Below are 17,602 nucleotides of genomic sequence, written 5' to 3'. Positions count from 1 at the left end.
AGGCTGTTCTGGTGACCACAGCCCTCTATCGCCGCTACCGCCCCGAGACGTTCGGCGAGATGATCGGGCAGTCCCAGGTGACCGACCCGCTCATGACCGCGCTGCGCGGCGACCGCGTCGGCCACGCCTACCTCTTCTCCGGCCCGCGCGGGTGCGGCAAGACCACGTCGGCGCGCATCCTCGCGCGGTGCCTGAACTGCGCCGAGGGGCCGACCGATGTCCCCTGCGGCACCTGCCCCAGCTGCGTCGAGCTCTCGCGCGCCGGTGGCGGATCGCTCGACGTGGTCGAGATCGACGCCGCGAGCCACAACGGCGTCGACGACGCGCGCGACCTGCGCGAGCGGGCGACCTTCGCCCCGAGCCGCGACCGGTTCAAGATCTTCATCCTCGACGAGGCGCACATGGTGACGCCGCAGGGCTTCAACGCGCTGCTCAAGCTCGTCGAGGAGCCGCCGCCGCACGTCAAGTTCATCTTCGCGACCACCGAGCCCGAGAAGGTGCTCGGCACGATCCGCTCGCGCACGCACCACTACCCGTTCCGTCTCGTGCCGCCCGCGGCCATGCTCGAGTACGTCGAGAAGCTCTGCGTCGAAGAGGGCGTCGTGGTCGAGCAGGGTGTGCTGCCGCTCGTCGTGCGCGCCGGTGGCGGCTCGCCGCGCGACACGCTCTCGCTGCTCGATCAGCTCATCGCCGGCTCCGACTCGCCCGCGGGCTCCGAGACGGTCACGGTCGCGTACGCGCGCGCCGTCGCCCTCCTCGGCTACACGCACGCGGCCCTGCTCGACGAGATCGTCGACGCCCTGGCGATCGCCGATGCGGCGACGGCGTTCCCCGCCATCGACCGCGTGGTGCAGACCGGTCAGGACCCGCGCCGCTTCGTCGACGACCTGCTCGAGCGCCTGCGCGACCTCATCGTGATCGCGGCCGTCGGCAACGGCGCCTCCGCCGTGCTCCGCGGCATCGCCGATGACGAGCTCGAGCGCATGCGCACGCAGGCGGCCGCCTTCGGCGCCGCACGACTCTCGCGCACCGCCGACGTCGTCAGCGCCGCGCTCGATGACATGTCGGGCGCGACCTCGCCGCGACTGCACCTCGAGCTCATGGTCGCCCGCGTACTGGCCGGGGGAGCGGATGCCGCGGCCGGAGTGGCGCCCGCTGCCGCTGCGCCCGCAGCAGCGACACAGCCGCACGCCGCTCCGCGACCGTCGGCTGCACCTGCACCTGCAGCAGCGCAGGCGCCCGCTCCGGCTGCTCCTGCTCCGGCCGCAGCTGCCCCGGCCGCGCCGGTCGCGGCACCCACCGCAGCCGCAGCCCCGACGTCCGTGCCGGAAGAGGTGGCTGCCTCCGCCGCGCCGGCTGCTGCCGTCGCCGAGCCCGCCGCCGAGCCCCTTGCTGCCGCCGCTGAGCCGGTTGCTCCCGCTGCCGCTGTCGCCGCCGAGCCTACGCCCGCCGCGGCACCGTCGGGTCCGGTGACGCTCGATCGCATCGTCGCCGCGTGGCCGACCGTGCTCACGCGCCTCGAGAGCATCAGCCGCTCGTCGTGGCTGGTCGTCACCACCGTGCAGCCCCTGGCGTACGACACCGAGTCCGAGGTCCTCACGATCGGTTTCGCGAGCCAGCACGATGTCGCGAAGTTCAAGGGAACGACGCCGGGCGCAGGCACGTCCGATCACCTGCGCACCGCTCTCCAGCAGGAGCTCGGTGTGGTCGTCAAGTACCGGCCGGCCCCGCTTCCGGCCGGCGGTGCCGCGTCGACCGGCGGCGCACCGCGTTCGGGTGGATCCTCGGGGTCCGCAGGCGGTGCCCAGGCGCCGGCCGAACCCGCCCCGACGGAGCCTGCCCCTGCGGGTTCCTCCCGACCACCGAGCCCGCGCCCCTCGTCCGCTCCCGCGCCCGCCGCGGTGACCGAGTGGGCCGTCGCCGCGATCCCGACGTCCGACGCCGCGCCCGAAGCGGTGACGACCCCGGTCGGCCCCGGATCCTCCCTGCCGGTCGACGACGAGCCCGAAGAGGTCGAGGCCGCGGCATCCGCGCCCGTCCCTCCGACCGACGGCACGATCGATCGCGACGAGCCGCCGCTTCCCGGCGACGACGAGGCGCCGTTCCCCGACGACGAGCCGCCGTACGACCCCTCGTACGAGCCCGCTCCGCACTCGGCCCCGCCGGCACCGGTCTCCGCCGCGCGGGTGCCCGCCGCGTCCGCGGCACCGGCACCTGCCGCACCTACACCCGCCGGCGCACCATCCTCCGCCGCACCCGCGAGCGCCCCGGCGCGGGTCGCCTCGGCCCACGCCGCTCCGCGCGTGACCGAGCGTGCGCCGGCGCCCGGGGGAGTGCAACGCTACGGCGAGGCCGTGATCCGCCAGGTGCTCGGCGCGACGTTCGTGCGCGAAGAGCCCTATGAGCCCCCGACGAGGTTCGCCTGATGTACGACGGAATCGTTCAAGAGCTGATCGACGAGTTCGGGCGCCTGCCCGGCATCGGTCCGAAGTCCGCGCAGCGGATCGCATTCCACATCCTGCAGACGCCGACGTTCGACGTCGCTCGACTGTCGGAACTGCTCAGCGACATCCGCACGCGCGTGCGCTTCTGCGAGGTGTGCGGCAACGTGGCCGAGCAGGAGCGGTGCGCGATCTGCCGCGACCCGCGCCGCAACCAGGCGCTCATCTGCGTGGTCGAAGATGCGAAGGACGTCGCGGCGATCGAGCGCACGCGCGAGTTCCGCGGGCTCTACCACGTGCTCGGCGGAGCGATCAGCCCGATCGCCGGCATCGGCCCCGACGATCTCCGCATCGCGCAGCTCATGAGCCGCCTCGCCGACGGCACGGTGCAGGAGGTCATCCTCGCCACCAACCCGAACCTCGAGGGCGAGGCCACCGCGAGCTACCTGAGCCGCTACCTCACCACGATGCAGATCACGGTCTCGCGCCTCGCCTCGGGGCTCCCCGTGGGCGGCGATCTCGAGTACGCCGACGAGGTCACCCTCGGCCGCGCCTTCGAAGGGCGGCGCGTGCTGTGACGGCCCCTCGCGCGGTTCGACGATGAACGCGCAGCACACCGGATTCTCGCGACGCGGATGGCTGCTCTTCGGGGCCATGGCTCTGCTGTGGGGCGTGCCGTACCTGTTCATCAGCATCGCGGTCGAGTCGTTCTCGCCGCCCGCGATCGTCGCCGGGCGCACGCTCATCGCCGCGCTCCTGCTGCTGCCCTTCGCGCTGCGCAACGGCGCGTTGAAGGCGGCATGGAAGCACTGGCCCTGGGTGCTCGCCTTCGGCGCCGTCGAGATGGCGGGCCCCTTCCTGCTCCTCGGGCACGCCGAGATGACGCTGCCCTCGGGCATGACCGGCCTCCTCGTCGCGACCGTGCCGCTGTTCGCCGCGCTCATCGCGCTCGGCGGCGGCGATCGCGGAGTGCTCAAGCCGGCGCGATCGATCGGACTGCTCGTCGGTTTCCTCGGTGTCGCGATCGTCGTCGCGGGCCCCGGCCTGTTCGGCGGCGAGGTCAGCCTGCTCGCCGCCGGCGAGGTGCTGCTCGTCGCGGTGCTGTACGCCACCGCCCCGTTCATCGTCGCGCGCAAGCTCGCCGACGTGCCCTCCCTCGGAACGATCACGCTCTCGCTCCTCATGATCGGCGTCTTCTACCTCCCGATCGGCCTGCTCACCCAGCACGAGGTGCCGACCCTCCCCGCGATCGGCGCCCTGCTCGCTCTCGCGGTGATCTGCACCGCGGTCGCGTTCCTCGCCTTCTTCGCGCTCATCCGCGAGGTCGGTCCCGTGCGCGCCCCGCTGTTCACCTACGTGAACCCGATCGTCGCGATCGTGCTCGGCGCGATCGTGCTCGCCGAGCCGCTCACCCCCGGGTTGCTGATCGGCTTCCCGCTCGTGATCGCCGGATGCTGGTTCGCCGCCACCGGCGGACGGCTGCGGCCGCCGGCATCCGCTCTCCCTCCTCCCGCGGTGCCCTGACGACCGGCCCCCGACCGACATCGTCCGGCCCCGGCTGCGGCGTCACATGCACAGCGGAGCATATGGCGCGATCGTAGAATGAGCGGTGGGCGGATCCGCCCGACATCCCCGGGAGTGAACGTGGCCCTCATCGTGCAGAAGTACGGCGGCTCATCCGTCGCCGACGCAGAGAGCATCAAGCGCGTCGCCAAGCGCATCGTCGACACCCGTCGTGCCGGTCACGACGTCGTGGTCGCCGTCAGCGCGATGGGCGACACCACCGATGAGCTCCTCGACCTCGCGAACGAGGTGGCGCCGATCCCGGCACCGCGCGAACTCGACATGCTGCTCTCGAGCGGTGAGCGCATCTCGATGGCGCTGCTCGCGATGGCGATCCACTCGATGGGCTTCGAGGCTCGCTCCTTCACGGGCAGCCAGGCGGGCATGATCACCGACTCGCAGCACGGTGCCGCACGCATCGTCGATGTGACGCCGATCCGTCTGCGCGAGGCTCTCGACGAGGGCGCGATCGTGATCGTCGCCGGATTCCAGGGCTTCAACCGCGACACCCGCGACATCACCACGCTCGGCCGCGGCGGCTCCGACACCACCGCCGTCGCCCTCGCCGCCGCCCTCAAGGCCGACGTCTGCGAGATCTACAGCGACGTCGACGGCATCTTCACCTCCGACCCGCGCGTGGTGCCGGGTGCGCAGAAGCTCGACCACGTCTCGAGCGAGGAGATGCTCGAGCTCGCGGCCAACGGGGCGAAGGTGCTCTACATCCGCGCCGTCGAGTACGCACGCCGCCACGGCGTGCTCATCCACGCCCGGTCGTCGTTCTCGTCGGCCGAGGGTACGTACGTTTTGGGCGAGGGCATGAAGAACCCCCGCGAAGCCGAGGGAGCAGCCATGGAAGAACCGATCGTCGCCGGCGTCGCCACCGACCTCAGCCAGGCCAAGATCACCGTCGCCGGTGTGCCGGACGTGCCGGGCAAGGCGGCGGAGATCTTCAAGATCGTCGCGAAGTCGGGCGCGAACGTCGACATGATCGTGCAGAACGTCTCGGCCACCGGACGCACCGACATCTCGTTCACCGTTCCCAAGGCGGATGCCGCGGCGGCGCTGAAGGCCCTGGCCGGCGACCAGGCCGAGGTGGGCTTCCAGAACCTCGTGCACGACGACCAGATCGGCAAGCTCTCCGTCGTCGGCGCGGGCATGCGCACGCACTCCGGTGTCTCGGCCGTGCTCTTCGAGGCGCTGTCGGCCGGCGGCATCAACATCGAGATGATCTCGACCTCCGAGATCCGCATCTCGGTGGTGCTCCGCGGCAGCGACCTGCTCGAGGCTGCGCGCACGGTGCACACCGCCTACGGCCTCGACGGCGACACCGAAGCGGTCGTCCACGCCGGCACCGGTCGCTGACCCGGCGCCCGGCCGTCCGGCTGAGCGATAGACTCGCCGGAACCCTGACATCGGCGCCAGGCGCGGCATCCGCATCCCGACGCCGCGCCTTGCGCCTCGTACGCAGTACCGCACGACGCCAAGGAACATCATGACCCGCATCTCCGACTCAGGACTCTCCGTCGCCATCGTGGGCGCCACCGGCCAGGTGGGCACCGTGATGCGCGAGATTCTCGCCGAGAGGTCCTTCCCGATCCGCGAGCTGCGCCTGTTCTCGTCGGCCCGGTCGGCCGGCACGTCGATCGAGTACGGCGGCACGTCGGTGATCGTCGAGGACGTCGAGCAGGCGGATGCCGCGGGCATCGACATCGCCCTCTTCTCGGCCGGCGCGACCGCCAGCCGCGCCTACGCGCCGCGCTTCGCCGCCGCCGGGGCCGTCGTGGTCGACAACTCGAGCGCGTGGCGCATGGATCCCGAGGTGCCGCTGGTCGTCAGCGAGGTCAACCCCCACGCGATCGACGAGCGCCCCAAGGGCATCATCGCGAACCCCAACTGCACGACCATGGCCGCGATGCCGGTGTTGAAGGCGCTGCACGCGGAGGCGGGCCTCGAGCGCCTCATCGTCTCGACCTACCAGGCGGTCTCGGGCTCCGGCCTCGCGGGTGCGCAGGAGCTCCTCGGCCAGGTCGAGGGCGTGCTCGCCCAGGGCGACACCCTGCGCCTCGTGCACGACGGTTCGTCGATCGACTTCCCCGAGCCCGAGAAGTACGTCGCCCCGATCGCTTTCGACGTCATCCCCTTCGCGGGCAACCTCGTCGACGACGGCGACAACGAGACCGACGAGGAGAAGAAGCTCCGCAACGAGAGCCGCAAGATCCTCGAGCTGCCCGACCTGCTCGTTGCGGGCACCTGCGTGCGCGTGCCGGTCTTCACCGGGCACTCGCTCTCGATCCACGCCGAGTTCGCGAACGACATCACCCCCGAGCGCGCGACCGAGCTGCTGTCGGCTGCTCCCGGCGTCGTGCTCGACGAGGTGCCGACGCCGCTGCAGGCCGCGGGCAAGGACCCGAGCTTCGTCGGTCGCATCCGCGCCGACCAGTCGGCTCCGGCGGGCAAGGGCCTGGTGCTCTTCGTCAGTAACGACAACCTGCGCAAGGGCGCGGCCCTCAACGCAGTGCAGATCGCGGAGATCCTCGCTGAGCGACTGAGCGCCTGAGCGCCTGAGCGGGTCCGCGCGCGATAGCGCGACGGCATCCCCGCGATGCGGAAGCGGTCTGATCGGGCCGGCCCCGGTGGTCGGCCCGGTCGCGTCCGCGAACTAGACTGTCGTGGTGACCGAAACAGTCGATGTCGTCCTGATCGGCGGTGGCATCATGAGCGCCACCCTGGGTACTCTGCTGCACGAGCTGCAGCCGGAGTGGAAGATCGTCGCCTTCGAGCGACTCTCGGATGTCGCCCAGGAGAGTTCGAACCCCTGGAACAACGCCGGCACGGGGCACGCCGCCCTCTGCGAGCTCAACTACATGCCGCAGGGCACCGGACCCCTCGATCCCGCCAAAGCCGTCTCGATCAACGAGCAGTTCCAGCAGAGCCGCCAGTTCTGGTCGTCGCTCGTCGACAAGGGCGTGCTCGACGCTCCCTCCACCTTCATCAACGCCACGCCGCACATGACCTTCGTGCGTGGTGAGAAGGACGTCGCGTACCTCAAGGATCGCTACGAGGTGCTCAAGAAGCAGCCCCTGTTCGACGGCATCGAGTACAGCGAGGACTCGCGCGTCATCAACCAGTGGGCGCCGCTGCTCATGCAGAAGCGCCGCAAGGGTGAGCCCTTCGCCGCGACGCGCGTGCCCGCCGGCACCGATGTCGACTTCGGAGCCCTCACCCACCAGCTCTTCGACCACCTCACCGATTCGGGCGTCACGCTGCGCACGAACCACGAGGTGCGCTCGCTCAAGCGCCAGAAGGACGGCACCTGGCTCGTCAAGTACCGCACGACGATCGGTCGCACCCCGAACGAGGTCAAGGCGAAGTTCGTGTTCGTCGGCGCCGGTGGATGGGCGCTCAAGCTGCTGCAGAACGCAGGGATCCCCGAGATCAAGGGGTACGGAGTCTTCCCGATCGGCGGACAGTTCCTGAAGACCAGCAACCCGAAGATCGTCGAGCAGCACAAGGCGAAGGTCTACTCGCAGGCATCCGTCGGTGCACCGCCCATGTCGGTGCCGCACCTCGACACGCGCGTGGTCGACGGCGAGGCCTCGCTGATGTTCGGGCCCTTCGCGACGTTCAGCCCCAAGTTCCTCAAGAACGGTTCGATGCTCGACATCGTCTCGCAGGTACGCACGCACAACCTGTGGCCGATGCTGCGCGTCGCCTTCGCGAACCCCGACCTGATCACGTACCTCGTCGGCGAGCTCATGAAGAACCACCGCAAGAAGGTCGACAGCCTGCGCACGTTCATGCCGACGGCGAAGGACGAGGACTGGACGCTCATCGATGCGGGTCAGCGCGCGCAGGTCATGAAGAAGGACCCGAAGAAGGGCGGCATCCTGCAGTTCGGCACCGAGGTCGTCGCCGCGGGCGACGGCTCGATCGCCGGGCTCCTCGGCGCCTCGCCCGGTGCCTCGACGGCCGTGCCGATCATGCTGAACCTGCTGAAGACCTGCTTCCCCGACGACTACGTGGCCTGGGAGCCCAAGCTGCGAGAGCTCATCCCGACGTTCGGCGAGCAGCTCAACAAGGATGCCGCGCTGGCGAAGGAGTCGACGACGGCGACGGCGGCGACCCTCGGCATCAACGTCTGAGGTCGGCCGGTGGCGAAGCTCTACTTCCGCTACGGCGCGATGAACTCGGGCAAGTCGACCGCTCTTCTGCAGGCGGCCTACAACTACGAGGAGCGCGGGCAGCGGGTGCTGCTGGCCAAGCCCGCGATCGACACCAAGGGCGCGTCCGAGATCTCGAGCCGTCTGGGGATGACGCGGGAGGTCGACTTCCTCATCGCTCCCGGCGACGATGCGAAGCAGCTCTTCCTCGCTCGCCGGGACGATGCGCGGGCGCATGCCGATGACATCGCGTGCCTGCTCATCGACGAGGCGCAGTTCCTCACGCCGGAGCAGGTCGACGACCTCTTCCGCATCGCGGTCGAGGAGGGCATCCCGGTGCTCGCCTACGGCATCCGCAACGACTTCCTGACGCATGCCTTCCCCGGGTCGGCTCGCCTGCTGGCGATCGCGCACTCGCTCGAAGAGCTCAAGACCATCTGCCGTTGCGGCCGGAAGGCCGTGTTCAACGGCCGGGTGATCGGCGGGCGCTTCGTGTTCGACGGAGACCAGGTCGCGATCGACGAGGGGGCCGACGGCCAGGCCGCTCCCGAGGTGACGACCTACGAGTCGCTGTGCGGCACCTGCTACCTGCAGGAGTCCGGCGGGCGCCTGGGCTGAGCCCGCCTCCTTCCTTCGCTCTTCCGGAGCGGTGATTTCGCGTACCCGCGTTGCGTGGTCTGACCACACGACGTAGAGTGTGGTCAGACCACAGCGCGGACCACAGATGGCCGCGCGCGGTGCGACCCAGGAGAGAGCGGATGGCGGAGCAGCCGGTGCGCGCGTGGAGAGTCGTGCTCGACCACATCGAGCGCGACCTCCTCGAAGGGCGTCTGAACCCGGGCGACCGGCTCGCCTCCGAGCGCGACCTCGCCACCGACCTGGGTGTCGGCCGCTCCAGCGTGCGCGAGGCGTTCCGCGTGCTCGAGGTCATGGGCCTCATCCGCACCGCGACCGGTTCCGGGCCGCAGGCGGGCGCGATCGTCATCGCGACGCCCACCGGGGGCATGTCGCAGCTCCTGCGCCTGCAGGTGGCCGCGCACGGCTTCCCGCTGGCGGATGTCGTCGCGACCCGACTCGTGCTCGAGGACGCCACAGCCCACGCGCTCGCGACGGCGCACGACCGCGACACCGCCGCCGCCCATCGGATGCTCGCCGCCATGGACGCGCCCGACCTCACCCCCGAGGAGTTCCTCGCCCTCGACGCGCAGCTGCACCTCGCTCTCGCCGAGGCGAGCGGCAACACCGTGATCGCTGCGATGATGGCGGGCCTCCGTTCGTCGATCGAGTCGTACGTGCAGGCCGGCGCCGCGTCGATCCCCGACTGGGACGACATGGCCTCCCGCCTGCGCGAGGAGCACCGCGCCCTCGTCGCGGCGATCGACGCCGGCGACGCGGCATCCGCTCGCGCCCTCGTGCATGCGCACATCACCGGCTACTACACCGCCGCGGGCCTGACCCGCACGGCCTCGACCGACACGATCCCCGACAGCACCCCCGACAACTGAGAGGACCACCATGGTTCAGCGCCAGGTGCCCAAGCCCGCCGAGCTCTTCGACCTGATGAAGTTCAAGAAGCCCGAGTTCAACGGGCGCAAGCGTCGCCTCGACGCCGCGCTCACGATCGACGACCTGCGCCTGATCGCGAAGCGCCGCACTCCGAAGGCCGCGTTCGACTACACCGACGGTGCGGCCGAGGGGGAGCTCTCGCTCACCCGCGCGCGTCAGGCCTTCCAGGACGTCGAGTTCCACCCCGGCATCCTGCGCCCGGCACCGACCGTCGACACGAGCGTCGACATTCTCGGTGGCCCCTCCGCGCTGCCGTTCGGCATCGCCCCGACCGGCTTCACCCGTCTGATGCAGACCGAGGGCGAGTCCGCCGGTGCCGGCGCCGCGGCCGCTGCGGGCATCCCGTTCACGCTGTCGACGCTCGGCACGACCTCGATCGAGGGGGTGAAGGCCGCCACCCTTCGAGAGCCTCAGGGACAGATTCCCGGAAGGAACTGGTTCCAGCTCTACGTCATGCGCGACCGCGAGATCTCCTACGAGCTCACCCGTCGTGCGGCCGCCGCAGGATTCGACACCCTCCAGTTCACGGTCGACACCCCGGTCGCCGGGGCCCGTCTGCGTGACAAGCGCAACGGCTTCAGCATCCCGCCGCAGGTCACCCTCGGCACGATCATCAACGCGATCCCGCGCCCCTGGTGGTGGTACGACTTCCTCACCACCCCGAAGCTCGAGTTCGCCTCGCTGAGCACCACGGGCGGCACCGTCGGCGAGCTGCTCGACGCCGCCATGGACCCGACCATCAGCTACGACGACCTCGCCGTGATCCGCGACATCTGGCCCGGCAAGATCGTCATCAAGGGCGTGCAGAACGTCGAGGACTCCGTGCGCCTGCGCGATGCGGGTGTCGACGGCATCGTGCTCTCGAACCACGGCGGGCGCCAGCTCGACCGCGCCCCGATCCCGTTCCACCTGCTGCCGAGCGTGCGCCAGGCGGTGGGTGAAGACTTCACCGTCATGATCGACACCGGCATCATGAACGGTGCAGACATCGTGGCCGCCGTGGCCCTGGGCGCGGACTTCACGCTCATCGGCCGGGCGTACCTCTACGGTCTGATGGCCGGCGGACGCCAGGGCGTCGACCGAACCATCGCCATCCTGCGCAGCGAGATCGAGCGCACGATGCGTCTGCTCGGCGTCTCGACGCTGGCCGAGCTCGAGCCCGGACACGTCACCCAGCTGCAGCGGCTCATTCCGGTGGCTCGCCCCGCTGCCGAGGCAGTCGTGCGCTGAGGCGCATCCGTTCTACCGAACGACGAAGCGCCGTCGTACCCCGCTCAGGTCTGGGGTGCGACGGCGCTTCGTCGTGGCGCCCAGGGGACGAGCATCGAGGTGGTGCGGCGGTACTCCGCGTACGCGGGGTACTTCGCGGCGGTGATCGACTCGGTGAAGATCGTCGAGCCGATGAACAGGAGCGAGAGCAGCACGGCTCCGACGATCGTCGGGTTCAGGACGCCGCCGACGAGTCCGGCGCCTCCCGAGACGGCCGCGCTCGCGCCCAGCGCGTAGAACGCCCACCACTGCGCCTGCTCGAAGAAGAAGTTGGGGTGGCGGCTGTAACGGAAGAGCCCGGTGGTCGCGAAACCGGGGGAGAGCGTGCCTCCCGCCGCCTTCTTGCGCTGGTGGAAGACCCACTGCTGCTGGTCGGCGATCGTCTCACCGACGAGGAAGGCGAGGAAGGCGGCGATGAAAAGCACGTCCCAGCCGGTCATCGCGGACGGATGCCGGGCGGCCACCATCGCCGGGAGCGTGATGAGTACGAGCAGCGTCATCTGGTAGGCGATGATGAAGAACAGGTTGAAGAGCTGGAACTGCCAGGGGCGCATGCGTCCGCGCAGGATCGCCCAGCGGTAGTCCTCCATGCCGGTGTAGCCGCCCTTGCGGGCGAAGTTGAACGTGAGGCGCGCGCCCCAGGCCGTGGCGAGCAGCCCCATCGCGACGAGCCGCGCCGATCCGTCGCCCTCGGCGAAGGCGACGCCCACGAAGATCCAGACGTAGGCGACCGGGACGATCGACCACGCGCGATCGACCCAGGAGGTGTCGCGGGTGATCAGCGACAGCACCCAGCAGACGAGGCTGGCAGCGGCCGCCACGATGATGACGATGAGCAGAGCGTCCATGCCGCCATGCTAGGCCCGGAGCGGGCGCGAGCGGCGGATGCTGCGAAAGGTCGATCAGAGCGTGGGGAGGAGGGCGTCGAGCTTGTCGGCCGTGTCCTCCCAGCCGTCGACTGCGACCGAGGGCACTCCGATCGCGAGCACGGGGTAGTCGTTGCCCGCCTCGTCGAGACGGTCGCCGAAGAACAGCATGTCGGTGAGGGGGATGCCGGTGAGGTCGGCGAGGCGCGTCATCCCGAACGCCTTATCGATGCCGGCACGGGTGATGTCGATCGACGTCGACCCGCCCGAGCGCACCTCGAGGCCGGGGAGGCGGGCGGCGACGGCGTCACGCAGCGCGGCGCGCTTCGCGCCCGTCGGATCCCACGCGTGCTTGGCGTCGCTCGGCGCGCGCTGCCCAAGGGCCGAGAAGGTGATCTGCGAGCCGCGGTCCTCGAGGATCTCGCCCCAGGGCTCCGCCTCCCACAGATCGAGGCGTTCGGCCTCTTCCCGCAGAGCGGTGAGGGCGGCGGACTTCTCGTCGTCGGTGAGGTCGTGCGCGTAGACGGTGGCGAACTCGGTGCCGTCGTGACGCAGGTACCGGGTGCCGCAGGTGGGCAGGAGGTGCAGTCGGCCGAGCGCGGCGGCATCCGCATCCGTCAGCTGGGCGATCACCTGGGTGCGGAACTGCGTCTCGTTGCCGCCCGAGATGATCGCGACGTCGACCCGATGCAGCAGGGCCTGGAGCAGGGAGGCGATGCGTGGCGTGATCGCCGCCTTCGATGTGGCGAGCGTGTCATCGAGGTCGAAGGCGACGAGGGAGGGCGCGGTCATGATGCTTCCAGCCTACGAGAGGGCGAGGGGCCGGAGAGCACGGCGACGAGGAGTGTGGACAACACGGCGAGGACGACGCCGATCGTCGCTCCGGTCGAGTTCGCGATCACGTCGGAGACGGTCGCCGCGCGGTGCGGAAGCGCCAGACGCTGGAACACCTCGATGCCGATCGAGATCGCGGGACCGACGAGGAAGGCGAGGCCCCAGACCGGGCGGGGGAGCAGCACGAACGCGAGGATTCCCACCGGAACGAAGACGAAGACGTTCGCGAGGATCTCGAGGCGGGTGAAGTCGAGTGACGCCCAGCCGAGACGGTGCGCGGTCGACAGCACGAGGTCGAGCAGGTTGGGCAGACGCTGTTCGACGCGCGACGGCGTGAGGGTGAGCGCGACGAGTCCGGCGAGGAACGGGATGCCGAGGCCCAGAGCCCAGGCGCGCGTGCGGCGACGCGGCGGGGGGAGGAGCGAGCTCATGCCGTCCCTTCGATCCGCGGTCGGGGTACAGAGAAGGCCGCCCCGCAGGGCGGCCTTTCCGGTGTTACTGGTCGGGGTGACAGGATTTGAACCTGCGACCTCTTCGTCCCGAACGAAGCGCGCTACCAAGCTGCGCCACACCCCGTTTTGCAACCCTCCGAGTCTACAAGGAAAAGTCGCGAGCGCCCAATCGAGCGCTCAGGCCCGCGCGGTGAGCGTGAGCAGCGTCGCCTCCGGGCGGCAGGCGAAGCGCACGGGGGCGTAGATCGAGTGCCCGCAGCCCGCGCTGACGTTGAGCGGCACGGCGCGGTCGCCGTGCGTCCAGGTGCTCAGCCCCTTGGCCTGCTTCAGGGGGATGTCGCAGTTCGCGACCAGAGCGCCGAAGCCGGGGAGGCACACCTGGCCGCCGTGCGTGTGGCCGCCGAGGATCGCGTCGGCGCCGAGGTCGATGAACCCATTGAGCACCCGCTGGTAGGGCGCGTGCGTGACCCCGAGCACCGGCGTGCCGGCGGGTGCCGGGCCGAGCGCCGCGATCGCGTCGGGCAGGTCGTCGAGGCGGTCCCAGTCGCGGTGAGCGTCGTTCACGCCGAAGAGGTCGATGTCTCGCCCGGCGACCGAGAGTCGCGCGGCGGTGTTGTTGAGCCCCGTCCACCCGAGTTCATCGGTGAAGTAGCGGTCCATCGCGTCGGTGTCGAGCAGGCGCGGGGCGCTCGTGTGCTTCGACGGCCCGGTGAAGTACTTGAACGGGTTGCGCGGCGAGGGCTCGTTGACGTCGTTCGAGCCGTGCACGAAGACGCCGGGGATGCCGACGAACGGATCGAACGCACGACGGATGCCGTCGAGCCCCTCGCGATGCCCGAGGTTGTCGCCGGTGTTGACGATGAGGTCGGGCTTCAGCTGGGCGAGCGAGGCGAGCCAGTCCTGCTTGCGGTGCTGCCAGGGCGCCATGTGAGCGTCGGACAGGTGCAGGATGCGCAGGGGAGCGGAGCCGGGCGGCAGAGCGGATGCCTCGACCTCGCGCACCGTGAACAGGTAGCGCTCGATGCCGATGCCCCAGACCGCCGCCGCAGCGCCCACGGCCCCCACCGCGCCGAGCGCGATGAGGGCCGGGTGCACCGAAGAGCTGCGGGTCACTCGCAGACCACGGTCACGGTCGTGGTCTTGCTCGCAGCACTGCCCGGGGCCGGGTCGGTGCTGATCACCTTCTTGCCTCCGCCGTTGCAGGAGGCGTCGAACTGGAGCGACTCGAACCCGGCGGCGAAGAGGGAGGCCTGGGCGGCGCTTCGCGACTTACCGATCAGGTCGGCCGGGACCGTCGTGGCCTGTCCGTTGCTGGGCGAGATCGTGACGTTCGCGCCCGTCGGAGCCTGACCGGACGGATCCTGCGCGGCGACGATGTTGGTCGCTTGCGAGCCGTCGACCGGCGCTCCGACCGAAACCGCGAATCCGGCACCTTCAAGGGCGGCGGTCGCCTCTTCGATCGTCATCCCGACAACGCTGGGCACGTCGGTGAGGATCTGGCGGGAGAGGTTCGGGTCGGGCTGTGGGAAGGCGTTACCGCCGTAGATGTCGTTCGCGGCGGCCTGCGCCGCCCTCGCGATGGGGTAGCGGATCTCGTTGAGAAGTCCACCCTTCTGCGAGGGCACCTGGAAGATGTCCGCCTCGCCCTGCCAGCGTCCGGCCCATACCGCGGTCGTGACGTTGGTGCTCGACTCGATCATCATGGTCCCCGAGCGGTTATGGGTACCGGTCTTGCCGATCATCGGCGTTCCGTCGAAGGGGTTGGCCCGTGCACCCGTACCACCGCTCGCCATGACACCCTGCAGCGCGAAGGCGGCGGTCGCGGCGACCTCGGGCGTGAGTACGCCCTCCTTGCAGGCCACCGGCGGAATCGCATGCTCGGTGCCGTCGGCGTTCAGCACCTTCTCGATCGCACGCGGCGCGCAGTAGGTGCCGCCGTTCGCGACGGTCGCGTAGGCCGCGGCCATTGCCATCGGCGAGATGTTCTTCGGCCCGAGCACGTCGTACGGGACGTTCGAGTCGGTGACCTTCTCACCCGTGCCGTACGTGACGCCCATGCGGTCGGCGACCTTGTTGATGTCGCAGATGTCGAGCTTCGCGGCCATCGCGAAGAAGCCACTGTTGAGCGACTGTGCGGTGAAGTTGAGCACGTTGCTCGTGTATCCGCGGTTCCCGCCGAAGTTGCCGATCTCCGCAGTGTTGATCGTCTGCGTTCCGCCGCACACGTTCATCTTGAGGCTTCGCTGCACGGATCCGTTGAGCGTCTCTCTCACCGAGTGCCCCTTCTCGAGCCAGTCGATGAGGGTGAAGATCTTGTACGTCGATCCGACCGGGAAGCCGGTCGAGTTGCCGTGCGTCTTGTCGCCCGCGAACACCAGCGAGGTGAACGCCTGATCGTCGGTCTTCGTCTCGCTGAACGTGGTGTTCTGCGTCATCGCGATGATGTTGCCGTTTGAGGTGTTGAGCGAGACGCCGGCGGCACCGAAGTACTGGTTGTCCATGTTGCCCGGGGCGTTGTCGGCCATGGCCTGGGCGGCCGGTCCCTGCACGCGCAGGTCGAGCGTGGTGTAGATCTTCAGGCCGCCGCGGCGCAGCAGCTCGCTGCGGTCCTGGCGGGTCTCACCGAAGATCGGATCGTTCTCGATGATCGACTTGGCGTACTGGCAGAAGTACGCGTTCTGGCCGGCGGTGGCGCATCCCTGCACGGTTGGGGTGATCTTGGGCTCGATGGGCGAGGCCTTGGCCTCGTCGTGCTCGGCCTGCGTGATCTTGCCGTCGGCGAGCATGCGGCCGAGCACGTAGTCGCGGCGGTTGAGGGTGTCGGCGTAGCCGTCGGCCGCGGAGTTCTCGCCCTCGGTGCGGTCGATGCGCAGGTTGTTCGGGTTCTGCACGATGCCGGCCAGCGTCGCTGCCTGGGCGATCGTGAGGTTCGACGCGGATGCCGAGAAGTAGTACTTGGCGGCGGCCTCGATGCCGTAGACGGTGCCGCCGAAGTTCGCGATGTTGAGGTAGCCGAGCAGGATGTCGTTCTTCGACGACGTCTTCTCGATCTGAATGGCGTAGCGCATCTCCTGCAGCTTGCGCTCGATGCCGTCAGCGCCCTTGGCGTTGGTCGCGTCGAGCCAGCACTGCTGCAGGTCCTCCGAGTAGGTCTCCGAGGCGGCGTCCGCCTTCTGCTCGCACTCCTGGATCTGCACGTTCTTCACGAACTGCTGCGTGATCGTCGACGCACCGCGGCTCGACGTCTTGCGCAGGTTATCGATGACGGCCTTGACGGTGGCGCCGAGGTTGACGCCGCCGTGACTGTAGAAGTTCTTGTCCTCGCTCGAGAGGATGGCGTTGATGAGCGTCGGCGACAGCTGCTCGTACGTCACCGGCACGCGGTTCTGCTCGTAGAACGAGGCGAGGGCGATGTTCTCACCCGTGTTCGGGTCGGTCGCGTAGATGGTCGACTGCTCCATCGGAGCGTTGACGTCGAGGTTCGCGGGGAGGTCTTCGAACAGCGTCACGGCGCTGTTTCCGGCGATGCCGGCCATCGCGAGGACGGGCGTGACGCTGGTGGTGACAAGAAGGCCGGCGACGGCGCTCAGACCGACGAGCCCGAGCAGACCGCCGAGCACGCCTTTCACCGTACGGTTCTTTTGAGGCATACGCTTGATCGTAGGGGAGTTCCCTGAATACCGCCTTTGACGGGCCCGCGTTCGTCCGCTGCGCCCGCACGACGATCCGATGGAGTGCCATGACCACGTGGGAATACCTCACCACGCCGCTGCTGATCCACAACACCGCTGCGATCCTCAACAACTGGGGCAAGCAGGGCTGGGAGCTCGTCCAGGTGGTGCAGGGTCCCGAGGGCGGACTCGTCGCCTACTTCAAGCGCCCCGTCACGCAGGACGGATCCAACGAGACCGGTCTCGCGGCCGCCGCCCAGGCCGCCCGCCAGTTCGAGGGCGGTGCCGCGTGAGCATCTCCGCACGCCTCGCCGAACTCGGCATCGAGCTGCCCGCCGTCGCCGCCCCGGTCGCCGCCTACGTACCCGCCGTCGTCCACGCGGGGCTCGTCTACACCTCGGGCCAGCTCCCGTTCACCGATGGTGCTCTTCCCGCGACCGGCAAGGTCGGCGCGGCGGTCGACGCCGCCGACGCCCAGGCCTACGCCCGCACCTGCGCGCTGAACGCGCTCGCCGCCGCGGCGGATGCCGCCGGCGGTGTCGACCGGATCGCCGGGGTGCTGCGCGTCGGTGGGTTCGTGGCATCCGTTCCCGAGTTCTCGGGCCAGCCCGGCGTCATCAACGGCGCGAGCGAAGTGCTCGGCGAGATCTTCGGCGACGCTGGCCGTCACGCCCGCGCCGCCGTCGGCGTGCCCGTGCTGCCGCTCGACAGCCCCGTCGAGGTCGAGGTCACCTTCCTCCTCGCCTGATCGGCCCGCGGCATCCGCCTCTCTCCCTACCG

The 17,602-nt window shown here is 69.8% G+C and carries 16 protein-coding genes and 1 tRNA gene; 11 read left to right on the top strand and 6 right to left on the bottom strand.

The window, feature by feature from the left end; all coding sequences use genetic code 11:
* The first annotated feature begins 11 nt into the window (after positions 1–11).
* From WFJ97_RS15290 to WFJ97_RS15250, 9 genes are all read left to right on the top strand, one after another.
* A complete protein-coding gene (locus WFJ97_RS15290; RefSeq protein WP_336642129.1) occupies positions 12–2,426 on the top strand; it encodes a DNA polymerase III subunit gamma and tau in 2,415 nt (804 codons plus the stop codon).
* Positions 2,426–3,019 carry a recombination mediator RecR gene (gene recR, locus WFJ97_RS15285; RefSeq protein WP_247625088.1) on the top strand — a complete coding sequence of 198 codons (594 nt, stop codon included), beginning with the start codon at positions 2,426–2,428 and terminating at the stop codon, positions 3,017–3,019. The genes WFJ97_RS15290 and recR overlap by 1 nt, the downstream gene beginning before the upstream one ends.
* Positions 3,020–3,041: 22 nt before the next feature.
* The gene (locus tag WFJ97_RS15280) at positions 3,042–3,965 is read left to right on the top strand and encodes a DMT family transporter (protein WP_247634157.1); all 924 of its coding nucleotides are present in this window, start codon (positions 3,042–3,044) and stop codon (positions 3,963–3,965) included.
* Positions 3,966–4,085: 120 nt separating this feature from the next.
* Positions 4,086–5,366 carry an aspartate kinase gene (locus WFJ97_RS15275; protein ID WP_247625086.1) on the top strand — a complete coding sequence of 427 codons (1,281 nt, stop codon included), beginning with the start codon at positions 4,086–4,088 and terminating at the stop codon, positions 5,364–5,366.
* Positions 5,367–5,496: 130 nt separating this feature from the next.
* Positions 5,497–6,561, top strand: coding sequence for an aspartate-semialdehyde dehydrogenase (locus tag WFJ97_RS15270; RefSeq protein ID WP_247634158.1), 1,065 nt, complete (start codon positions 5,497–5,499; stop codon positions 6,559–6,561).
* 157 nt (positions 6,562–6,718) lie between these two features.
* The gene (gene mqo / locus WFJ97_RS15265; protein ID WP_336642173.1) at positions 6,719–8,146 is read left to right on the top strand and encodes a malate dehydrogenase (quinone); all 1,428 of its coding nucleotides are present in this window, start codon (positions 6,719–6,721) and stop codon (positions 8,144–8,146) included.
* A 9-nt stretch (positions 8,147–8,155) separates the two neighbouring features.
* The gene (locus WFJ97_RS15260; RefSeq protein WP_247625084.1) at positions 8,156–8,782 is read left to right on the top strand and encodes a thymidine kinase; all 627 of its coding nucleotides are present in this window, start codon (positions 8,156–8,158) and stop codon (positions 8,780–8,782) included.
* A 140-nt stretch (positions 8,783–8,922) separates the two neighbouring features.
* A complete protein-coding gene (locus WFJ97_RS15255) occupies positions 8,923–9,669 on the top strand; it encodes a FadR/GntR family transcriptional regulator (RefSeq protein ID WP_336642128.1) in 747 nt (248 codons plus the stop codon).
* Between the two features lie 10 nt (positions 9,670–9,679).
* Entirely contained in the window at positions 9,680–10,960 is a 1,281-nt protein-coding gene (locus tag WFJ97_RS15250; protein WP_336642127.1) for an alpha-hydroxy acid oxidase, read from the top strand.
* 44 nt (positions 10,961–11,004) lie between these two features.
* On the opposite strand, the gene WFJ97_RS15245 is transcribed toward WFJ97_RS15250, so the two are convergent.
* The 6 genes from WFJ97_RS15245 to WFJ97_RS15220 all read right to left on the bottom strand — a co-directional run bounded on the left by WFJ97_RS15245 (position 11,005) and on the right by WFJ97_RS15220 (position 16,801).
* Positions 11,005–11,847, bottom strand: a complete 843-nt coding sequence (locus WFJ97_RS15245; RefSeq protein WP_336642126.1) for a DUF1295 domain-containing protein — start codon at positions 11,845–11,847, stop codon at positions 11,005–11,007.
* Between the two features lie 54 nt (positions 11,848–11,901).
* Complete coding sequence (locus WFJ97_RS15240; RefSeq protein ID WP_336642125.1) at positions 11,902–12,657, bottom strand: HAD-IIB family hydrolase; 756 nt, start codon at positions 12,655–12,657, stop codon at positions 11,902–11,904.
* Positions 12,654–13,130, bottom strand: coding sequence for a VanZ family protein (locus WFJ97_RS15235; protein WP_336642124.1), 477 nt, complete (start codon positions 13,128–13,130; stop codon positions 12,654–12,656). Before WFJ97_RS15235 ends, WFJ97_RS15240 begins: the two co-directional genes overlap by 4 nt.
* A gap of 68 nt (positions 13,131–13,198) precedes the next feature.
* Positions 13,199–13,275, bottom strand: a tRNA-Pro gene (locus WFJ97_RS15230).
* A gap of 53 nt (positions 13,276–13,328) precedes the next feature.
* Positions 13,329–14,264 carry a metallophosphoesterase gene (locus WFJ97_RS15225; protein ID WP_336642123.1) on the bottom strand — a complete coding sequence of 312 codons (936 nt, stop codon included), beginning with the start codon at positions 14,262–14,264 and terminating at the stop codon, positions 13,329–13,331.
* A complete protein-coding gene (locus WFJ97_RS15220; protein WP_336642122.1) occupies positions 14,261–16,801 on the bottom strand; it encodes a transglycosylase domain-containing protein in 2,541 nt (846 codons plus the stop codon). The genes WFJ97_RS15225 and WFJ97_RS15220 overlap by 4 nt, the downstream gene beginning before the upstream one ends.
* Positions 16,802–16,890: 89 nt before the next feature.
* On the opposite strand from WFJ97_RS15220, the gene WFJ97_RS15215 reads away from it, so the two are divergent.
* Positions 16,891–17,115 carry a DUF4177 domain-containing protein gene (locus WFJ97_RS15215; protein WP_247625076.1) on the top strand — a complete coding sequence of 75 codons (225 nt, stop codon included), beginning with the start codon at positions 16,891–16,893 and terminating at the stop codon, positions 17,113–17,115.
* Positions 17,112–17,570, top strand: a complete 459-nt coding sequence (locus WFJ97_RS15210; RefSeq protein ID WP_247634167.1) for a RidA family protein — start codon at positions 17,112–17,114, stop codon at positions 17,568–17,570. The genes WFJ97_RS15215 and WFJ97_RS15210 overlap by 4 nt, the downstream gene beginning before the upstream one ends.
* Positions 17,571–17,602: the final 32 nt, after the last annotated feature.

It is taken from the genome of Microbacterium sp. USHLN272 (assembly GCF_037149655.1).
Lineage (GTDB): Bacteria > Actinomycetota > Actinomycetes > Actinomycetales > Microbacteriaceae > Microbacterium > Microbacterium galbinum.
The sequence above is the reverse complement of the archived record's forward strand: the minus strand, read 5'-3'. Positions and strand labels throughout refer to the sequence as shown.